This window comes from Prevotella heparinolytica (assembly GCF_004342845.1).
In the GTDB taxonomy this organism is placed as follows: Bacteria; Bacteroidota; Bacteroidia; order Bacteroidales; family Bacteroidaceae; genus Bacteroides; species Bacteroides heparinolyticus.
Genome location: NZ_SLXB01000001.1, coordinates 362,251 through 380,829, shown reverse-complemented (window position 1 = coordinate 380,829; position 18,579 = coordinate 362,251). Strand labels below are relative to the sequence as shown.

Sequence of the window (18,579 nt, the reverse complement as noted above, 5' to 3'; positions counted from 1 at the left end):
CGGCAAGGCATACCGGTTATCATGTCTTCGCCTAAAAGCGGCGAACATCATGATACTCATGACATAAAAAACGTAATCCGCTCCATGATGCATGACCTTGGGATTGCAAAAGTCAGAACAGATGGTCTTTTCTTGAATGCGGATGCCGGATTTGACTGTAAAGCTCTTCGAAGTGTACTTGGCTGTCATGGAGTAGTCTCCAATATCTGCATCAATAAAAGAAACGGGACTCCCAATAATACCGTTGTGGACGAACTGTTATATGCTGAACGCTATACCATTGAGAGGACCAATGCATGGATGGACAGTTACAGGACTGTTTTAAATCGATTTGAAACAACGGTTAGGAATTGGGAATCATGGAACTATATTGCGTTTATGGTAATTCTGCTAAGGAAATGTTTGAGAAAAAGAAAAGTTTAAATCACTTCTTTTTATGTAATTCCAGCCCTCAAAGTGTACTTTCATAAATCACGAAGCGTGGAACTGTAATGCCACATCGTAAAGTTGAGGTCCTGAGAAACCCTTGATACAAATATGGTAATAGCAGCCCACGCTATAACGTGAGAACCACTATGCCAATCTCTTGTATCAAAATAGAAATTTCTCAGGTTTCCAACTTTACAAGATAAGCATAACGCTTCCTTCTTTATCTAATACACCTTGGGATGAGTTGCCCCAATCCGGTGGCAAAAATAATAAAATTCTGATAAAAGTTGCATATAGACATTGCACTAATGTGTCTTACATTAACGCGAATTCGACATAACTTAACCTGAGTCGGGATGAGAAGCTGGTCGACAACCTCACCCGGCGGCTTGTGTTTTAAGGTCAAAGCATATTGGTTATCAGGCGTTTGCCATGCCCCGTCAGACACTTGTCCCTGACAGCTCAAACACTTGCGTCTGTCGCGACAAACACAAGTGTCTGTCGGCTTGAACACTTGCCACTGTCGCGACAAAGGATTGCAGCTGTCAAAACAGGGCGAGGGCGGGTCGGCGTAAAAGGCCCTCTTCTGCCCGGCCACTGTAAACCGGTGCATTCAGGAAATATCCGTCCGATAGGATGCAACCCCTAAAATCTTTAGCAAAAGCAACCGCCTGTTCCGAACTCAAGTCACATTGAATACAATGAACCAACTTGGCAAAACAATAAAGCGTTTCTCTTCTTTATATTAATTCTGAAATTTATCCGTAAATTTGCGCCCAAACAGATTATAACCCCACAGCATTATGAACTACGATATACCCGGCCTGACATCAGAAGCCATCGGACTGCTGAAGTCGCTCATCAGCATCCCCTCCATAAGCCGCGACGAAGAGAAGGCCGCCGACTTTCTGCAAAACCACATCGAGATGCAAGGTATGGCAACGGGCAGGAAAGGCAACAACGTATGGTGTCTCAGCCCGATGTTCAATCTGGAAAAGCCTACCATCCTGCTGAACTCCCACATAGATACGGTGAAGCCCGTGAACGGATGGAGAAAAGACCCGTTCGCCCCGACGCAGGAAAGCAACGGAAAGCTGTACGGATTGGGCAGCAACGATGCCGGCGCAAGCGTAGTCAGCCTGCTGCAAGTGTTCCTGCAACTGTGCCGCACCACGCAGCCCTACAACCTGATATATCTTGCCTCGTGCGAAGAAGAAGTGTCGGGCAAGGATGGCATAGAGAGCGTCTTGCCGGAACTGCCTCCCATCCGGTTTGCCATTGTGGGCGAGCCTACCGAGATGCAACCCGCCGTGGCCGAGAAAGGGCTGATGGTGCTGGATGTAACGGCAACCGGCAAGTCGGGACACGCCGCACGCAACGAAGGAGACAATGCCATCTACAAGGCGCTGGACGACATCGCTTGGTTCCGCGGTTACCGCTTCCCGAAAGAATCTCCCCTGTTGGGCCCGGTAAAGATGAGCGTGACCATGATAAATGCCGGAACACAGCACAACGTCGTCCCCGACTGCTGCACGTTCACAGTGGACATACGCAGCAACGAATGCTACAACAACAGCGAACTCTTCGACGAGATACAGAAACATATCACCTGCGAGGCCAAAGCCCGCTCCCTCCGGTTGGGTTCGTCGCACGTACCGCTCAATCATCCCGTCGTACAGAAAGCCATTGCCATGGGGCGCACGCCTTTCGGCTCGCCTACGCTTTCCGACCAAGCCCTGATGCCGTTCCCCTCCATGAAGATGGGACCCGGCAAGAGCGCACGCTCTCACACGGCCGACGAATTTGTCTTCATCAAAGAGATTGAAGAGGCCATCGCATTGTATCTGGAACTGCTGGACGGGATAAGAATGTAAGCCCTCCCCCCCCTATCTGTTGAGCCACGGTTCGGGGTTCAGCTTCTCCTTCTCCTTTCTTAACTGGAAGTGAAGCACCGTGCATCCGCCATCAGCCCCGTCGGAAAAGATTTCGCCGAGCGTCTGCTTGGTAGTGACATTATCGCCCTGCTTCACCGAGGCGGAAGAGAGATTACAATATACGGAAATGTAGTTGCCGTGGCGGATAAGGATGTTGAACAGTCCGTTCAACCGGAATACCGCCGCCACCTTGCCGTCGAAGATGGCACGAGCCTGAGCACCCGGCCTACCTTGAATATCGATGCCTTTATTGTCGAGTTTGACGTTGCGCAACCCCTCTACGGCATACTGCCCGTAGTGGCTGACGATAATATAAGCACCGGTGAGGGGCATCGGCAGTTTTCCCCGATTATTGGCAAAGTTGCCTGAAAGCTCGCGGTCGGCCTTGCTCATCGAATAAGTCTCCAAAGGAGTGGCCTTAGGCTTCGAAGACGTGGAAGAAGCGGCACTCTTCTCACTCTTTCCACCTTTCTCATCGGCCTTTTTGCGTGCGGCGGCCTCGCGTCGCGCCTCTTCCTCGGCACGCTTACGGGCTTTCTCTATCTCTTCGGCTATCAACCGGTCGATACGGGCATTGAGGCGGTCAGCCTCGCGGCGTTTCTTACCGATTTCATCTTGCAAGCCCCGTTGCTTCTTCCGCAGATTGGCAACCAGCGTCTTTTTCTCTTTCTCTTGCACCTCCAAGCGGGCTTTCTCCGCCTCACGCTCCTTCAGCAAGCCTTCTTTGGCGGCCTTCACTTGCCGGAGTTCCGCCTGCTTGCGGTTCACCTGCTCCTGCTTTTTCAATACCTCTTCGCCTTGCAGGCGCTGATAGGTGGCGTATTCGCGCACATAGCGCATGCGACGGTAGGTTTGGGCCAACGTCCGGGCAGAAAAGATAAACATCAGCTTCTCCTCGATGGAACGGTTCTTATACAGATATTGGACAGACGATTCGTACTTCTGTTTTTTGTCCTTCAAATCGTTTTGCAGGCGCACAAGCTGACGCCCCAGCACGCCCAGCTCACGCTCTATCGCCTCAACATCGTTGTTGATGGCAAGGATATAACGTTTCCGTTCTTCTATCTGTCCGGTCAGTGCGGCAAGTCCGCTCAACTGGCTGCCCACATCCTTACGCGTATTGACCAACAGCGTCTCCGACTCTGCAATCTGCTTCTGCAAAGCCCCGCGCCTGTTTTCCAACTCCTTAATCAGCTTGTTGGACTGGGCAAGAAGCGGAATAGCCAGACAGAAACAACTTATAAGAATAGAAAAGAAACGTTTCATGCACATGACATATGTTGATTAAAGGTCCATCAGCATCTCCAACAACTCCTCCCATGCCACCTCTCTGTATTTTTGCGAGAGTTGAGTGGGAGACATCGTGAATCCCTTGTTAGAGAAGTCGGAAAAGACAAGTTTCCCTTTTGCCAGAGAGGGAATGCCCAGTTCTTTGCCGGTCAATGTTTTTTTGCCATCGGGTTTGGAAGCGGCATAGAGCAGTTTCTCCAACCGGGCAAAGTCCGCTTTCTTGGGCAATATGCGCTTCAGTTCCTTACGGGTGGCCTGCACGTAGCGTTTTCCCATACGGTCTACCAGCAGGATGTCGTCCGGTGTGACTTCCATGCGTGCCACTTCCGTGCGCAGGATGGGCATAAGGAAAGAGAGTTGCATGCGCTCGCCCTCTTTCAGTTTCATGGTTCCGTTCACCGTGAGCACCGCATCCTTATGGGGAACGGTCAGTTGCACTTTGGAAGAAAGGTATCCGGTATTCTCAACGCCCATGTGAGCCATGCGCGACGTCTTGCACCCGGCAAGGGCCACGGCCAGCAGAAGCAAAGGCAACATGCGGAGTGCCTTCGACACTGTTTTATTGAGCAGGTTTGTTTTCATCGGCTATGTATTTCTTTTTCTGGATTTTCTGTTTCAGCGTATCGGAGCGGCTGCCCTTCTCCCAAGCCTGTTTCCAATACTTCAACGCTCCTTCCACGTCGCCCGTCATGTAGTAGATGTCGCCGCAATGCTCTATCACCACGCTACTGTTTCCGGCATCGTTTTTCATGGCTTCGTCCATGTAGAGGCGCGCTTCGGCATAATTTCCCTTCACAAACAATATCCATGCGTAGGTGTCGAGGTAAGTGGGGTTATTCGGATCGGCCTTCACGGTCTTGTAGCTCATCTCTTCCGCCTTGTCCAGGTCGCGCCGCTCCAAAGAGAGGTAGTAGGCATAATTGTTCAGCGTACCGATGTTCGACGGATTGTAGACCAAAGACGAGTCGTAGGCGGCATAGGCATCGAGGTTGCGGTTCTTGGTGTGGTAGATGTCGCCCATAATAGCATAGAAGTTCGACACCATTTCCTTATTGCTCTCGTCGGTGACACGAGTCAGGGCTTTGAGGCAGACGTTCAGGGCATCGTCTGTCCGTTCCGCCTGATTGTATGCAAAGGCCAAATAGAAATAAAACTCCAGCATATCGGGATTCGACTCCACTCCGGCTTCGCACAAAGCCATCAATTCCTTATTGTCTTCCTTGCGCACGGCCTCGCCCACCAGCATCATGCGTGCCGCCGTGTTGGTAGGGTCGATAACCAGCACCTGCCTCAGCACCGGCCACGTCTGCTCGTTCATCTTTTTGGAAAGAAGATATTGGGCATAGAGCATCGGCAGGTTGGCATCGTCGGGGTCTTGCTCCATGATACGGTCGAAGAGAGTGAGCACGCGGGTACTGTCGCGCCCTTCCTGCTCGTTCTGCACAATGAAGCGGCGCATCACGTTCAGCTTGACGTCCGAAGCCACTTTTTTGTTCAGGAGCAGCGTGTCCAGTTGCTGTTCGTAAAGCTCTTTCTGCCCGGTCTGGTCGTAGTAAGAGGCCAGCGAATACATCGCCATCACGTTGTCGGGCTCTTCGGCCAGCACTTTCTTGTAAATGCCGTAGGCTTCGTCTTCCTTGCCGTGTTGCATATAGACATCGCCCAGCACCACTTGATAGCGCATGTCGTTGGGATACTCTTCCACCAGACTCTCTATTTCACGAAAAGCGCGCTTGTCGTCTTTCTTCTGCAGATAGATGCGGAACTTCTCCATGCTGAGCTGCTCGTTCTTGCCCGTTTTCTTCTCCAGCTTGTTCAGTATGCCTATTACCTTGTCATAGGCTTCTGCCTTGTTGTAGATTTCCAGCAGATTGTAAAGCGGGTCCATCTTGTCGGAGAAGCGGGCCGCCATCTGTTCCAGCAGTGCCGCAGCCTTATCGGTTTCGTTTTGCTGCATATAGAGATTGGCCAACGCCTGACTATACCAATAGTTGTCGGGAGCTTTCTCCACCGCTTTCTCCAAAGCGGCCTGTCCCGGCGGCACTTGCTTGAGGAAGAGGTAATACTGGGCTATCTCGTACAAAGCCGAAGGCTCGTCGGGGGCAATCGTCAGGCAGTGTTGCAGCAAGTCGAAGGCGGCGGCATACTCTTTCTGCACTTTCAGGCGTGCAGCCTCAAGGAAGAAGTAGTCGTAGCGCCGTTGCTCCTCGTCGGTAAGTTGCACCGGAGGGGAAGCCGGCTTTCTTTGTTTCTTCTTGTTTTTCTTGGCTGCCGCACCGGCGATGACAGAGGAAGCCGCTCCGGTCGCAACGCTTCCAACCAAGACTCCGTACGACGGGCCGACCGAAGAAAGGAGCAAAAGAAAAGCTATCAGTCTGATATATCTCATGTTTTCAATCTTAAATCCTTATTTTTTCCCGGTATGTCCGAATCCGCCGGCACCGCGCTCCGTCTCGTCCAGCACTTCCATTTCCTGCCAAACGGCCTGTTCGTGGCGGGCTATCACCATTTGGGCAATGCGTTCGCCGTCTTCTATCACAAACGCTTCGGCAGAAAGGTTGACGAGGATGACGCAGATTTCACCGCGATAATCGGCGTCGATGGTTCCGGGAGAGTTCAGCACCGTGATTCCCTTCTTCAGGGCCAACCCGCTGCGGGGACGCACTTGCGCTTCAAAGCCTGTGGGCAGGGCGATATAAAGCCCCGTAGGAACCAGACACCTTCGCATCGGAGCCAGCGTAAGGGGCTCGTCGAGGTTGGCACGGAGATCCATCCCGGCAGACAATTCGGTGGCATAAGCGGGAAGAGGATGTTTTGACTTGTTGATTATCTGTACATTCAGCATGATTCACAATTTAGGGGTTATTCAACAGCGAAAGGCAGTAGAGTCTTCGCCGGCCATCCAAGAGCCGCAAAACCTGCCTGTTGCATTTAATGGGCGAAAATACGGAATTTGATACAAAATAATGGTACATTTGCAGTTAAATAATAAGAAAGCTCGGGAAGAATGCCGGGTAAACCCCGACAGACCCTGAATTAATTTGACTTAATATGGACTGGAATACGCTTATATCCGCCAAACGTTTCGGATTGGAAGAGTTTCACCGCGAACGCCACGAAAACCGTTCGGAGTTTCAACGGGATTACGACCGCCTTGTATTCTCCGCCCCGTTTCGCCGGTTGCAGAACAAGACGCAGGTATTCCCCCTGCCGGGAAGCATCTTTGTCCACAACCGGCTGACGCACAGTCTGGAAGTATCGTGCGTGGGACGTTCGTTAGGCAACGACGTGTCCAAAGCCATCCTTGCCCGCCGCCCGGAGTTGCAGCACACCTACCTGCCCGAAATCGGTTCGATTGTCTCGGCCGCCTGCCTGGCTCACGATTTGGGCAATCCTCCCTTCGGGCATTCGGGCGAACGGGCCATCTCCACTTACTTTTCCGAAGGCAAAGGCATGGATTTGAGGGCGCACCTCACGCCTGAGCAATGGGAAGACCTGACGCACTTCGAAGGAAACGCCAACGCCTTCCGCCTGCTCACGCATCAGTTTGAAGGGCGGCGAAAGGGAGGCTTCGTACTTACCTACCCCACCCTTGCAAGCATCGTAAAATATCCCTTTTCGTCGAGTCTGGCGGGCAAGAAGCCGAAGTTCGGCTTCTTCACCACGGAAGAGGAGGGCTTCCGCCGCATTGCCGAAGAGCTGGGGATGAAGAAGCTGAGCGACGCCCCGCTAAGATATGCCCGCCATCCGTTGGTATATCTCGTAGAGGCTGCCGACGACATCTGCTATCAGATGATGGACATCGAGGATGCGCACAAGCTGAAGATTCTTACCTCGCAAGAGACGCAGGAGTTGCTGCTGGCCTACTTCACCGACGAGCGCAAGGAGCACATGCTGAAGACGTTGGAGATTGTGAGCGACGTCAACGAGCAGATAGCCTACCTGCGCTCCAGCGTCATCGGGCTGCTCATAAGCGAATGCACCGAGGCTTTCCTGAACAATGAAGCGAAAATCCTGGAAGGAGAGTTCGAGGGAAGCCTCATCCGGCATATATCCGAACAGCCTGCCGCCGCCTATAAGCATTGCGCCGACGTTTCAATGCGGAAGATTTACCGCTCGCGCGACGTACTGGACATCGAGCTGGCGGGTTTCCGCATCATCAGCACGCTGCTCGAACTGATGATAGACGCCGTGCGCTCGCCCGAGAAGGCATATTCGCAACTGCTCATCAACCGCGTGTCGGACCAATACAACATAAAAGCACCCGCACTCTACGAAAAAATTCAGGCGGTGCTGGACTACATTTCGGGTATGACGGACGTGTATGCCCTCGACCTCTATCGAAAGATAAACGGAAACAGCCTGCCGGCGGTGTGAGCTGCGGTGAAGGGTGAGTGGAGGAGGCATGCCGCGCGTTTCGGCCGGAAGCATCCACGTAGCCACCTATAAATCAAATGGTTGACAGGCACAAGTGTGCGAGCCGATAGAGACAAGTGTTTGAGACGACAGACGCAAGCGCCTGACATGACAGAGACAAGCGTCTGCGAAACCGCCCAACCGCCCGCCGCCAACCGTAGGCCACCGGCCGCTAACAGCTGCTTTTATACACCACTTTGTTTGCGCCCGACGTCAGCCTGCACGCTTCCGGTTCGCTCTCGATGAACGATTGGATGTGACGGATGCGCTTCTCTGCCAAGATTTCGTCCACGGCAATCAGGATGCCCGTTTCCTCCACTTCGCCGAAGCCGTAGTTGATGGCTGTACCGAACATGCGCATCGTTGGACTGAGTCCCATGTAAGCGTTCACTAAAGGAGGAATGTTATATCCCAACCTGCGTATCTCACTGTTCAGGATTTTATAATCTTCTTTGAATGTATCTTTACAGAACAAAGCCTCCAACTCTCTCTCGTCCGACTCCAAAACCAACGGTTTCATCGGGGTAATCAGGTTGTCTTTATCGGCAAAATGCTTTCTGAGAAAATAAAGAATCATGTCGCGCCCCTGCCGGTGATAGCTGGGATACATGGTAACCTTCCCGAAGAAGTACTTCACATCGGGCATCACCACCGTCAGTGCGCCCAAGCCGTCCCACAAATTGTCCAAAGCAAAAAGCCCCTTGCTGTCGCTACGTGTAGACTGGTATTCCAACGTGACGAACGAACGCCCCAACTCGATGGTGGTAGGAAGATACTCCTTCAGGAATTTTTCGGAGAAGTTAAACATATGTGCAGTAGCCAGCACAGGCGCGCCATGCCCGTCCAAACGCACATCCGTGCCCAAGATATAGCGATATCCGCCCAATATTTCTTCGGCCTCCGGATTCCATACAATCAGTTGCTTGTAAGGGTTATCCATCACGTCATACTCATCTATATCCATGGACTTCCCAGTTCCCCCTCCTGCAGCACGAAACGCAATCTCACGCAAACGCCCTATTTCCCTCATCGTGTTTGGCGAGTCTTGAGCCGTAATGATATATATTCGGTTGTTGCTTCTATTCGTCATGCGCAAGCGCTTAGCCTCAGTCAACTCTGCTTTCAGCAATTCCTTGCTCACCGGTGCAATAATATCTTCCATATCCTTTGTCAGTAGTACTTCTTTAAGTAAAATAACGGTCTTTCTACAATTTATATACAATGTCCTTCACATACTGCGCCCATGCGGCCGGCGTTTTCGACTTATCGAACGTCTGCCACGGTATGGGCTTGCCAATAGTAATGGTAAAAGTTTTGTGGCGGTTTTTCAGCATCTCGTCTGCCAGATAAAGCATGGCTATATTGAACTTGATGCCCAAAGCCTTGCACAGGTTGGCAAGGTTGTAAAAAAAGTTGGAGTTGCGTCCCTCGAAATGGATAGGAACCACATCGCGTTGTGCCTCGACACTCTTTACAATGAACGTCTTTTTCCAGTCCAAGTCACGAATCACACCGTTCTGCCTGCGCGAACACAACCCGGCCGGGAACATAATCAACTGGTCGTCCGAGGCGAAACCCGCTTCCACCATTTTCGGGAAGTCTTTGGATTGCTTTCCGGTCTTGTTGATGGGTATGCAGAGCGGTGCCAGTCCACGCAGGTTCATCAGCAGGTCATTGACCATATATTTCACCTTGCCATCGTAGAAAGTGCCCAACACATAGCCCAATGCCACTCCATCTTGCCCACCCAAAGGATGATTGGAGACAAAAGTATAAAGCCCCTCCTTGGGCAAGTTCTCTTTCCCTTTCACCACGATGTGCGCATCAAGGAAATCCAAAGTCGATTTCAGGAAATCCACCCCGACTTTATCTTTCGATTCGCGCAAAAAGACATTCAGTTCCTCTTGATGTACAATGCGCTTCAGATAAGAAACAACGAACTTAGGAATGTAGCGGACTTTCCCCGGAGCTTTCTCCCGGAGTATCTTGTCTATATCAATCAAAAATAAAGAGTCGTCAGTCATTCTTCGTTTGGGTGAAATGAATGCGCAAAATAACTCATCTTTTTAATCAATCACAAAAAAAACAGCAGAAAACTGCACCCGAACACTATCAAAAAACACCCGAAATCTATCAATTGACAATTTATCCCCCAAAGAATGTCTGAAATCCGTCGGTCGAAACGGAAGATAGTTCATAAACTTGCAACATCGAATTAAAAAAACAAGAAAAGAAAATACAGCACTTATGAACAGCATCACTTTTAAGACAGATTTAATAAAAGTTCAAGACGACTTGTTACGCTTTGCATATAAACTCACTTCCAACCGCGAAGAAGCCAACGACCTGCTTCAGGAAACCTCTCTGAAAGCCCTGGACAACGAAGACAAATACACGCCCGACACCAACTTCAAAGGATGGATATACACCATCATGCGCAATATCTTCATAAACAACTACCGCAAAGTAGTGCGCGACCAGACGTTCGTCGACCAGACCGACAACCTCTACCACCTGAACCTGCCGCGCGACACTGCTTTCGAAAGTACCGAAAGCGCATACGACCTGAAAGAGATGCACCGCATTGTCAACGCCTTGCCGCGCGAGTACAAAATCCCGTTCTCCATGCACGTTGCCGGCTTCAAGTATCGCGAAATCGCCGAAAAACTGGAACTTCCCTTAGGCACCGTGAAGAGCCGCATCTTCTTCACCCGCCAAAAACTACAACAAGAATTGAAGGATTTTGTTTAGTCTTTACGAACCAAACTGTTCCGAACAACCCTTATTCCGCACAAGACCTATGGTGCGTGGCAAGGTTGTGGTTCAGTAGCCCGCAGAGAGAATTACATAACCGTTTTTTCATCTTGATAATTATAGGGGGGGGAAGGAGAAGCCCTTATATATCAGACCTTATCCAACTCACTTTACAATATTCACCGAAAATAAAGTTATAGAAATATTCTTTATGGCAGATGGGTTCTGCAAGTTTTTTGACCAAATGATGGCAAAATACACTATCAAAGAACGTTTAATACGAAATGTAATAAATTTCCGCATCATTGCCACACAACATCACGGCTTTTTCATTTAAAACCGGGAAAAAGTTCCGGCAAAGGCTAAATATGTCACTATTTTTCCTGCATAGTCGCCCCTTCTCTACCATCTTCCTACCAACTCCTTATCATCTTCTTATCATGTCCTTATCATGTCCTTATCATGTCCTTATGATACCCGACCCATTTCTATATTTTCTTTCTCGCTATAAACAAGGAGATTACACGAATTTGATAAAAAAATATACACCCTCTTTGGAGAGACGGAAAACCATTTTATTTGGTGAGATTTTTCATAAAACAGCTATGAATTATTTGCAAAACATCGCTTATCTCCCCACTAAAAAAATCACCGAATTAAGATTGTTCATTATCAAACAAATAAACAATCAACAAGATGTTGATAACTTCTCCATAAGATTTTTATAAAAACATGGTGGGGAATTGTGGGGAAATATGTATTTTTACCGTCGCTTATTATACTAAGGTAAGAAATGGTGCAATTCTTAGGCAACATAGAGGCCAAGACGGATGCAAAAGGAAGAGTTTTCATCCCCGCCGCATTTCGGAAACAGCTCCAAGCCGTTTCCGAAGAAAGACTTGTGTTGCGCAAAGACGTGTATCAAGACTGCTTGGTGCTCTACCCCGAAAGCGCATGGTTTGCCACGCAAAACCTGCTCAGAAACAAACTGAATAGATGGGACGCCCGGCAACAAATGATTTTCCGCCAGTTTGTGAGCGATGCCGAAGTCGTGATTCCCGACAGCAACGGACGTATCCTGATACCGAAACGATACTTACAGATGGCAGGCATTCAAAGTGACGTCCGCTTCATCGGCATGGACAACACCATGGAAATCTGGGCGAAAGAGCGTGCCGACAAACCGTTCATGCCGCTCACAGCATTCAGTGAAGCCCTCGAAGAACTGCTTGGAAGTTCAAACAGCAGCCCGGAAAAGGAAGAAGCGACAGCAAAGGATTAACCAACCACCGGATTTATACCGGGGCGACAAAGAAGACAGAAGATGAAAGAAGAAACAACATATCACATCCCCGTATTGCTGAAACAAAGCGTAGACGCAATGGACATCCGCCCGGACGGCACATATGTGGACGTCACCTTCGGCGGAGGAGGACATTCGCGCGAAATCTTGTCCCGGCTGAAGGACGAAGGACGCCTACTAAGTTTCGACCAAGACGAGGATGCAGAACGCAACATCGTGAACGACCCGCACTTCACCTTCGTACGCAGCAACTTCCGCTACCTGCACAACTTCCTACGGTATCACGGCATAGACCGCGTGGATGCCGTGCTTGCCGACCTCGGCGTTTCGTCCCACCATTTCGACGACAGCGAACGAGGCTTTTCTTTCCGGTTTGAGGGAGCACTGGACATGCGGATGAACAAGCGTGCCGGAATCACTGCCGCCGATGTGGTGAACACATACGGTGAAGAGCAATTGGCAGATATTTTCTACCTGTACGGCGAATTGAAGAACAGCCGGAAACTGGCATCTGCCATCGTAAAGGCACGTGCCACCGCAAGAATCACTACCATCGGCGATTTTCTAAACATCATCAAACCCTTCTTCGGACGCGAACGCGAGAAAAAGGAACTGGCAAAAGTATTCCAGGCCCTGCGCATCGAAGTCAACCAAGAGATGGAAGCACTGAAAGAGATGCTATATGCCGCCACAGAAGCACTAAAGCCCGGAGGCAGGCTGGTGGTAATCACCTACCATTCTTTGGAAGACCGCATGGTAAAGAACATAATGAAGGCCGGCAACGTGGAAGGCAAAGCAGAGAAAGATTTCTTCGGGAATGTGCAGACTCCGTTCCGCCCGGTGAACAACAAAGTGATTACCCCCGACAACGACGAAATAGAACGCAATCCACGCTCACGAAGCGCCAAGCTGCGAATTGCAGAGAAAATAAAACAATGATATGAAACAAGAAAAAACAGAGAAAACGAAAAAAGGCCCTTCGCTGACAAGCATCATCGGAGGAGATATTCTCGCCACGGACTTTTTCCGCCGGCAGGCAGGATTGCTGTTTCTCGTCACCGTGCTTATCATTATCTACATCAACAACCGCTACGAATGCCAGCAGCAACTCATCGAGATAGACAACCTCAAAAAGGAATTGACAGACATCAAGTATGATGCCCTGACACGCAGCTCGGAACTGATGGAGCGAAGCCGGCAATCGCGCATCGAAGAGTACATTGCCACCAAGGAGAGCGACTTGCAGACCTCTACCAACCCGCCGTATCTCATAAAGAAAGAACCTTAAGATAATCTGCGAACGCATTTCCTGATATAAAAGATTAGTAACCCCTTAAACAAAATCAGATTTTGGCCGTAAACAAAAGCAACATAATGAACCGTTACTCCCTCGTACTCCTTGTACTGGGATTGATAGGGATAGCTGTTATCGTAAAAGGCGGCATAATCATGTTTGTCGAGAAGCAGTACTGGCACGATGTGGCCGATAGGTTTGTGAAAGAGAATGTAGCAGTGAAGCCCAACCGTGGGAACATACTCTCAGCAGATGGCAAACTCATGGCAAGTTCATTGCCCGAATATAAAATCTTCATGGACTTCATGTCCGGCGAAAGAGATGAAGAACGACGCAGAAAAGACCAGCACCGCAAAGACTCCATCTGGAAAGCCAACCTCGACTCCATCTGCATTGGCCTTCATCAGATATTCCCCGACATCAGCACAGCCACCTTTAAAAGCCACCTGCGCAAAGGACGGGAAATGAAAAGCCGCAACTACAATATTCTGCCCAACCGCAACAGGCGCATCTCTTACATTCAATACAAAGAAGCTAAACGGCTGCCGGTATTCAAGATGACCAAATACAAGGGAGGCTTCCACGAACAGATATACAACCAGCGCAAGAAGCCTTTCGGCTCTTTGGCCGCCCAAACGCTGGGACGCTTGTATGCCGACACGGCAATGGGAGCACGCAATGGCCTCGAACTGGCTTTTGACACCTTACTTAAAGGACACGACGGAATCACCCATCGGCAGAAGGTGATGAACAAATTCCTGAATATCGTGGATGTTCCGCCCGTAGACGGCTGCGACATTATCTCTACCATCGACGTGGGCATGCAGGATATCTGTGAGAAGGCATTGGTAGACAAGCTGAAGGAACTTGACGCCACCGTGGGTGTGGCTGTATTGATGGAAGTAGCCACCGGAGAGGTGAAAGCCATCGTCAACATGATGAAGGCAAGCGACGGCAACTATTACGAGATGAACAGCAACGCCATCAGTGACATGATGGAACCGGGTTCTACTTTCAAGACAGCCTCCATCATGGTGGCATTGGAAGACGGCAAGATTACGCCGGACACAGAAGTAGATACGGGTAATGGTGTCATGAGAATGTATGGCAGCAACATGAAAGACCATAACTGGCACCGTGGCGGCTACGGAAAGATAAACGTGACGCGTATTCTGGAAGTGTCTTCCAATATCGGTGTCTCCTACCTCATAGACAAGTATTACAAAGACAACCCGCAGAAATATGTGGACGGACTGAAGCGGATAAGCATCGACCAACCGCTCCACCTACAAATACCGGGTGAGGGAAAGCCCAACATCAAGGGACCAAAAGAACGCTATTTTGCCAAAACCACCTTGCCATGGATGAGCATCGGCTATGAGACGCAGGTGCCGCCCATGAATATCCTGACATTCTACAATGCCATAGCCAACAACGGCGTGATGGTGCGCCCCAAATTCGTAAAAGCCGCCATGAAAGGCTCCGAAGTGGTGAAAGAATATCCCACCGAAATTATCAATCCGAAAATCTGCTCGGACCGCACGCTGACACAAATCCGCGAAATACTCCGCAGAGTGGTAGCCGAGGGATTGGCTAAACCGGCAGGGAGCAAGCAATTCTCGGTAGCTGGAAAAACGGGTACGGCACAGATTTCACAAGGAGCAGCCGGATATAAATCCGGCCGCGTGAACTATCTGGTAAGTTTCTGTGGTTATTTCCCCTCCGAAGCACCCAAATACAGCTGCATCGTGTCCATACAAAAGCCGGGGCTTCCCGCCTCAGGCGGATTGATGGCAGGTAGCGTATTTGGTAAAATAGCAGAAAGAGTATATGCCAAAGACCTGCGCTTCGACATACGCAGTGCCATAGACAGCACCACCAACGTAATTCCTTCCGTGAAAGCGGGAGAGATGAACGAAACGTTTCTGGTACTGAACAAGTTGAAAGTTCCTGTCCGGAAAGAGTTCTCCGAACAGAAAAAGAAAGAAGTTTGGGGACATGCCCAAGCAGCCCCGACGGCCGTTATCTTACAAGACCAGACGCATTCTTCTTCGCCCACCGCCGTGCCCAGTGTCATCGGCATGGGAGCCAAAGATGCCGTCTACTTGCTGGAAAGCAAAGGTCTGAAAGTAAGGCTGAGCGGTGTGGGACAAGTGAAAAATCAGTCGATAGCCGGTGGTACCCGGACAGTGAAAGGACAGACCGTCTCTTTGACGCTGCACTGACATCTGAAAAGAGAATGATAAGATTAGTATATACTATATATAAGAAGGTAAGTACACTTGATACAAAAACAAATAAGAGAACAGACTTATGAAATTAAGTGATTTGTTGAAAACGATACAGCCGGTTCGGATAATCGGAAGTACGGATGTAGAAATTACGGGAATAAACATTGACTCCCGTTTGATAGAAGCCGGACATCTGTTCATGGCTATGCGCGGTACGCAAACCGACGGACATGCTTATATCCCGGCCGCCATCGGGAAAGGTGCTGTGGCAGTGCTATGCGAAGAACTGCCGGAAGAACCGGAAACCGACATCACCTATGTTCAGGTAAAAGATAGCGAAGATGCTGTGGGGAAAGTGGCTACCGTTTTCTATGGCGACCCCACTTCGAAAATGGAACTTGTAGGAGTGACCGGAACCAACGGGAAGACAACCATTGCCACTTTACTATACAATACGTTCCGCTACTTCGGCTATAAAGTGGGGCTGATCTCTACCGTATGCAACTACATAGACGACCGTCCCGTGCCAACCGAGCACACCACCCCCGACCCCATCACACTGAACCGCCTGCTGGGTGAAATGGCCGACTCCGGATGCAAATATGCTTTCATGGAAGTAAGTTCTCACTCCATTGCACAGAAGCGAATCAGTGGTTTGAAGTTTGCCGGAGGTATCTTCACCAACCTGACCCGAGACCATCTGGACTATCATAAGACGGTAGAAAACTACCTCAAAGCCAAAAAAGAATTCTTTGATGATATGCCTAAAAGTGCTTTCAGCCTGACCAATATCGACGATAAAAACGGACTGGTAATGACCCAGAACACACGTTCAAAGGTTTACACCTACTCCCTGCGCAGCCTCAGCGACTTCAAAGGAAAGGTTTTGGAATCGCACTTTGAAGGGATGTTGCTCGACTTCAACAATCACGAACTGGCCGTGCATTTCATCGGAAAGTTCAACGCAAGCAATCTGCTGGCCGTATTTGGCGCAGCGGTATTGCTGGGAAAGAAAGAGGAAGATGTTTTGGTAGCACTCAGCACCCTTCGCCCTGTGGCCGGACGTTTCGATGCCGTCCGTTCGCCCAAAGGATTTACTGCCATCGTGGACTATGCTCACACTCCGGATGCATTAGTCAATGTGCTGAATGCCATCCACGGAGTGCTGGAAGGAAGAGGCAAGGTCATCACTGTATGTGGTGCGGGCGGCAACCGCGACAAGGGTAAGCGTCCCATCATGGCAAAAGAATCGGCACGCCTGAGCGACCGCGTCATCATCACCTCCGACAATCCGCGCTTCGAAGAGCCACAAGACATCATCAACGATATGCTGGCCGGACTCGACAAAGACGACTTGCAGAAGACAATCTGCATCGTAGACCGTCGGGAAGCCATTAAAACCGCCTGCATGCTTGCACAACCGGGAGACGTGATTCTCGTTGCCGGAAAAGGACATGAAAATTATCAGGAAATAAAAGGTGTGAAACATCATTTTGACGATAAAGAGGAACTGAAAGCCATTATGTGTTGAGCATAACAGAAAAGTGAGAAAAGCCTCTCGACGTACAACGCCCATGCGTTTTCATTTATAAAAAACGAATCTACAAGAAGTCTGATAAATTAGAAGAGATTATGCTGTATTATTTATTTCAATGGTTAGACCGATATGACTTTCCCGGCGCGGGAATGTTTGGCTATACATCGTTCCGGTCGCTGATGGCAATCATTCTGGCGTTGCTCATTTCGAGCATTTGGGGAGACAAGTTCATCGACCTGCTGAAACGTAAGCAAATCACCGAAACGCAACGCGACGCCAGCATCGACCCGTTCGGTGTAAATAAGATAGGCGTGCCCAGTATGGGAGGTGTCATCATCATATTTGCCATTCTTATTCCCTGCTTGTTGTTAGGCAGACTGGGAAACGTGTACATGATACTGATGCTGGTTACAACCGCTTGGCTGGGTTCGTTGGGATTTGCAGACGATTACATCAAAATATTCAAGAAAGACAAAGAAGGGTTACACGGAAAATTCAAAATCATCGGGCAGGTGGGTCTGGGTCTTATAGTAGGGATGACACTCTACCTCAGCCCGCAGGTGGTTATCCGCGAAAACATAGAGCAGCAAAAGCCGGGCGGACAAATAGAAGTGGTGCATGCCGCCAAAGAAATCAAGGCCACGCAAACCACCATTCCGTTCTTCAAGAGCAATAACTTCGATTATTCCGACCTTGTAGGCTTCATGGGCGAATATGCCCAAACTGCCGGATGGATATTGTTTGTCATCATCACCATCTTCGTTGTCACTGCCGTTTCCAACGGTGCCAACCTGAATGACGGTATGGATGGCATGGCCGCCGGGAACTCTGCCATCATCGGATTGACGTTAGGAATTCTGGCCTACGTATCCGGCCATATCGAATATGCCGGCTATCTGAACATCATGTACATTCCCGGTTCGGAAGAACTCGTAATCTTTATCTGCGCATTCATCGGTGCACTTATCGGTTTCCTTTGGTATAATGCTTATCCCGCTCAAGTATTCATGGGCGATACAGGCAGCCTGACCATTGGAGGAATCATAGCTGTATATGCCATCATTATACACAAGGAATTGCTGATACCTATTCTTTGCGGCATATTCCTCGTAGAGAATCTGTCGGTCATCCTGCAACGTATCTACTACAAAGCAGGCAAACGAAAAGGCGTGAAGCAGCGCCTCTTCAAACGAACACCAATACATGACCACTTTCGCACCGGCATGAACCTGGTGGAGCCGGGATGCAAAGTGGTATTCACCAAACCGGACAAGTTATTTCACGAATCGAAAATCACCATTCGTTTTTGGATCGTGACCATCATGTTGGCAGCAATCACCATTATAACATTAAAGATAAGATAAAAGCTAAGAAGCAAAACAAAATAAGTT

The 18,579-nt window shown here is 49.6% G+C and carries 15 protein-coding genes and 1 pseudogene; 10 read left to right on the top strand and 6 right to left on the bottom strand.

From position 1 onward, the window contains the following. Nucleotides 1–423 (top strand): annotated as a pseudogene (locus EV202_RS01400) (IS5/IS1182 family transposase); the annotation flags it as partial. Nucleotides 424–1,232: 809 nt separating this feature from the next. Next, nucleotides 1,233–2,303, top strand: a complete 1,071-nt coding sequence (locus EV202_RS01395) for a M20 family metallo-hydrolase (protein ID WP_131924891.1) — start codon at nucleotides 1,233–1,235, stop codon at nucleotides 2,301–2,303. A gap of 12 nt (nucleotides 2,304–2,315) precedes the next feature. Here the strand turns inward: EV202_RS01395 and EV202_RS01390 are convergent, their stop codons facing one another. From EV202_RS01390 to dut, 4 genes are read right to left on the bottom strand one after another with little or no spacing between them, the layout of a single operon-like run. Beyond that, nucleotides 2,316–3,629 carry a murein hydrolase activator EnvC family protein gene (locus EV202_RS01390; protein WP_131924888.1) on the bottom strand — a complete coding sequence of 438 codons (1,314 nt, stop codon included), beginning with the start codon at nucleotides 3,627–3,629 and terminating at the stop codon, nucleotides 2,316–2,318. Between the two features lie 18 nt (nucleotides 3,630–3,647). Then, nucleotides 3,648–4,235, bottom strand: a complete 588-nt coding sequence (locus EV202_RS01385) for a DUF4292 domain-containing protein (protein ID WP_106069797.1) — start codon at nucleotides 4,233–4,235, stop codon at nucleotides 3,648–3,650. Beyond that, a complete protein-coding gene (locus EV202_RS01380) occupies nucleotides 4,213–6,042 on the bottom strand; it encodes a tetratricopeptide repeat protein (RefSeq protein WP_131924885.1) in 1,830 nt (609 codons plus the stop codon). Before EV202_RS01380 ends, EV202_RS01385 begins: the two co-directional genes overlap by 23 nt. Nucleotides 6,043–6,060: 18 nt before the next feature. Next, nucleotides 6,061–6,495: a dUTP diphosphatase gene (gene dut, locus EV202_RS01375; RefSeq protein ID WP_131924932.1), complete on the bottom strand. Its 435-nt coding sequence runs from the start codon at nucleotides 6,493–6,495 to the stop codon at nucleotides 6,061–6,063. 209 nt (nucleotides 6,496–6,704) lie between these two features. On the opposite strand from dut, the gene EV202_RS01370 reads away from it, so the two are divergent. Next, nucleotides 6,705–8,030, top strand: a complete 1,326-nt coding sequence (locus EV202_RS01370) for a deoxyguanosinetriphosphate triphosphohydrolase (RefSeq protein WP_131924882.1) — start codon at nucleotides 6,705–6,707, stop codon at nucleotides 8,028–8,030. A gap of 211 nt (nucleotides 8,031–8,241) precedes the next feature. Here the strand turns inward: EV202_RS01370 and EV202_RS01365 are convergent, their stop codons facing one another. Beyond that, entirely contained in the window at nucleotides 8,242–9,231 is a 990-nt protein-coding gene (locus EV202_RS01365) for a GNAT family N-acetyltransferase (protein WP_106069794.1), read from the bottom strand. Between the two features lie 43 nt (nucleotides 9,232–9,274). Then, nucleotides 9,275–10,093, bottom strand: coding sequence for a 1-acyl-sn-glycerol-3-phosphate acyltransferase (locus EV202_RS01360; protein ID WP_131924879.1), 819 nt, complete (start codon nucleotides 10,091–10,093; stop codon nucleotides 9,275–9,277). A gap of 223 nt (nucleotides 10,094–10,316) precedes the next feature. Here EV202_RS01360 and EV202_RS01355 point away from each other — a divergent pair, with 223 nt between their 5' ends. From EV202_RS01355 to mraY, 7 genes are all read left to right on the top strand, one after another. Continuing rightward, nucleotides 10,317–10,820, top strand: coding sequence for an RNA polymerase sigma factor (locus tag EV202_RS01355; RefSeq protein ID WP_106069792.1), 504 nt, complete (start codon nucleotides 10,317–10,319; stop codon nucleotides 10,818–10,820). 796 nt (nucleotides 10,821–11,616) lie between these two features. Continuing rightward, nucleotides 11,617–12,105: a division/cell wall cluster transcriptional repressor MraZ gene (mraZ, locus tag EV202_RS01350; RefSeq protein ID WP_106069790.1), complete on the top strand. Its 489-nt coding sequence runs from the start codon at nucleotides 11,617–11,619 to the stop codon at nucleotides 12,103–12,105. 42 nt (nucleotides 12,106–12,147) lie between these two features. Next, nucleotides 12,148–13,065: a 16S rRNA (cytosine(1402)-N(4))-methyltransferase RsmH gene (gene rsmH / locus EV202_RS01345; protein ID WP_106069789.1), complete on the top strand. Its 918-nt coding sequence runs from the start codon at nucleotides 12,148–12,150 to the stop codon at nucleotides 13,063–13,065. Between the two features lies 1 nt (nucleotide 13,066). Further along, a complete protein-coding gene (locus tag EV202_RS01340) occupies nucleotides 13,067–13,414 on the top strand; it encodes an FtsL-like putative cell division protein (protein WP_106069788.1) in 348 nt (115 codons plus the stop codon). 86 nt (nucleotides 13,415–13,500) lie between these two features. Then, nucleotides 13,501–15,645, top strand: coding sequence for a penicillin-binding protein (locus EV202_RS01335; RefSeq protein WP_131924877.1), 2,145 nt, complete (start codon nucleotides 13,501–13,503; stop codon nucleotides 15,643–15,645). A gap of 88 nt (nucleotides 15,646–15,733) precedes the next feature. Next, nucleotides 15,734–17,182, top strand: a complete 1,449-nt coding sequence (locus EV202_RS01330) for a UDP-N-acetylmuramoyl-L-alanyl-D-glutamate--2,6-diaminopimelate ligase (protein ID WP_131924874.1) — start codon at nucleotides 15,734–15,736, stop codon at nucleotides 17,180–17,182. Nucleotides 17,183–17,283: 101 nt separating this feature from the next. Further along, the gene (gene mraY / locus EV202_RS01325; RefSeq protein WP_131924871.1) at nucleotides 17,284–18,552 is read left to right on the top strand and encodes a phospho-N-acetylmuramoyl-pentapeptide-transferase; all 1,269 of its coding nucleotides are present in this window, start codon (nucleotides 17,284–17,286) and stop codon (nucleotides 18,550–18,552) included. Nucleotides 18,553–18,579: the final 27 nt, after the last annotated feature.

Excerpts from the sequence above, each read along its gene's own strand:
- mraY (WP_131924871.1), top strand. The coding sequence starts at position 17,284 with ATGCTGTATTATTTATTTCAATGGTTAGACCGATATGACTTTCCCGGC.
- EV202_RS01390 (WP_131924888.1), bottom strand. The coding sequence starts at position 3,629 with ATGAAACGTTTCTTTTCTATTCTTATAAGTTGTTTCTGTCTGGCTATT.
- EV202_RS01335 (WP_131924877.1), top strand. The coding sequence starts at position 13,501 with ATGAACCGTTACTCCCTCGTACTCCTTGTACTGGGATTGATAGGGATA.
- EV202_RS01355 (WP_106069792.1), top strand. The coding sequence starts at position 10,317 with ATGAACAGCATCACTTTTAAGACAGATTTAATAAAAGTTCAAGACGAC.
- mraZ (WP_106069790.1), top strand. The coding sequence starts at position 11,617 with ATGGTGCAATTCTTAGGCAACATAGAGGCCAAGACGGATGCAAAAGGA.
- EV202_RS01385 (WP_106069797.1), bottom strand. The coding sequence starts at position 4,235 with ATGAAAACAAACCTGCTCAATAAAACAGTGTCGAAGGCACTCCGCATG.
- EV202_RS01395 (WP_131924891.1), top strand. The coding sequence starts at position 1,233 with ATGAACTACGATATACCCGGCCTGACATCAGAAGCCATCGGACTGCTG.
- EV202_RS01365 (WP_106069794.1), bottom strand. The coding sequence starts at position 9,231 with ATGGAAGATATTATTGCACCGGTGAGCAAGGAATTGCTGAAAGCAGAG.
- rsmH (WP_106069789.1), top strand. The coding sequence starts at position 12,148 with ATGAAAGAAGAAACAACATATCACATCCCCGTATTGCTGAAACAAAGC.
- EV202_RS01360 (WP_131924879.1), bottom strand. The coding sequence starts at position 10,093 with ATGACTGACGACTCTTTATTTTTGATTGATATAGACAAGATACTCCGG.
- EV202_RS01380 (WP_131924885.1), bottom strand. The coding sequence starts at position 6,042 with ATGAGATATATCAGACTGATAGCTTTTCTTTTGCTCCTTTCTTCGGTC.
- EV202_RS01340 (WP_106069788.1), top strand. The coding sequence starts at position 13,067 with ATGAAACAAGAAAAAACAGAGAAAACGAAAAAAGGCCCTTCGCTGACA.
- EV202_RS01370 (WP_131924882.1), top strand. The coding sequence starts at position 6,705 with ATGGACTGGAATACGCTTATATCCGCCAAACGTTTCGGATTGGAAGAG.
- EV202_RS01330 (WP_131924874.1), top strand. The coding sequence starts at position 15,734 with ATGAAATTAAGTGATTTGTTGAAAACGATACAGCCGGTTCGGATAATC.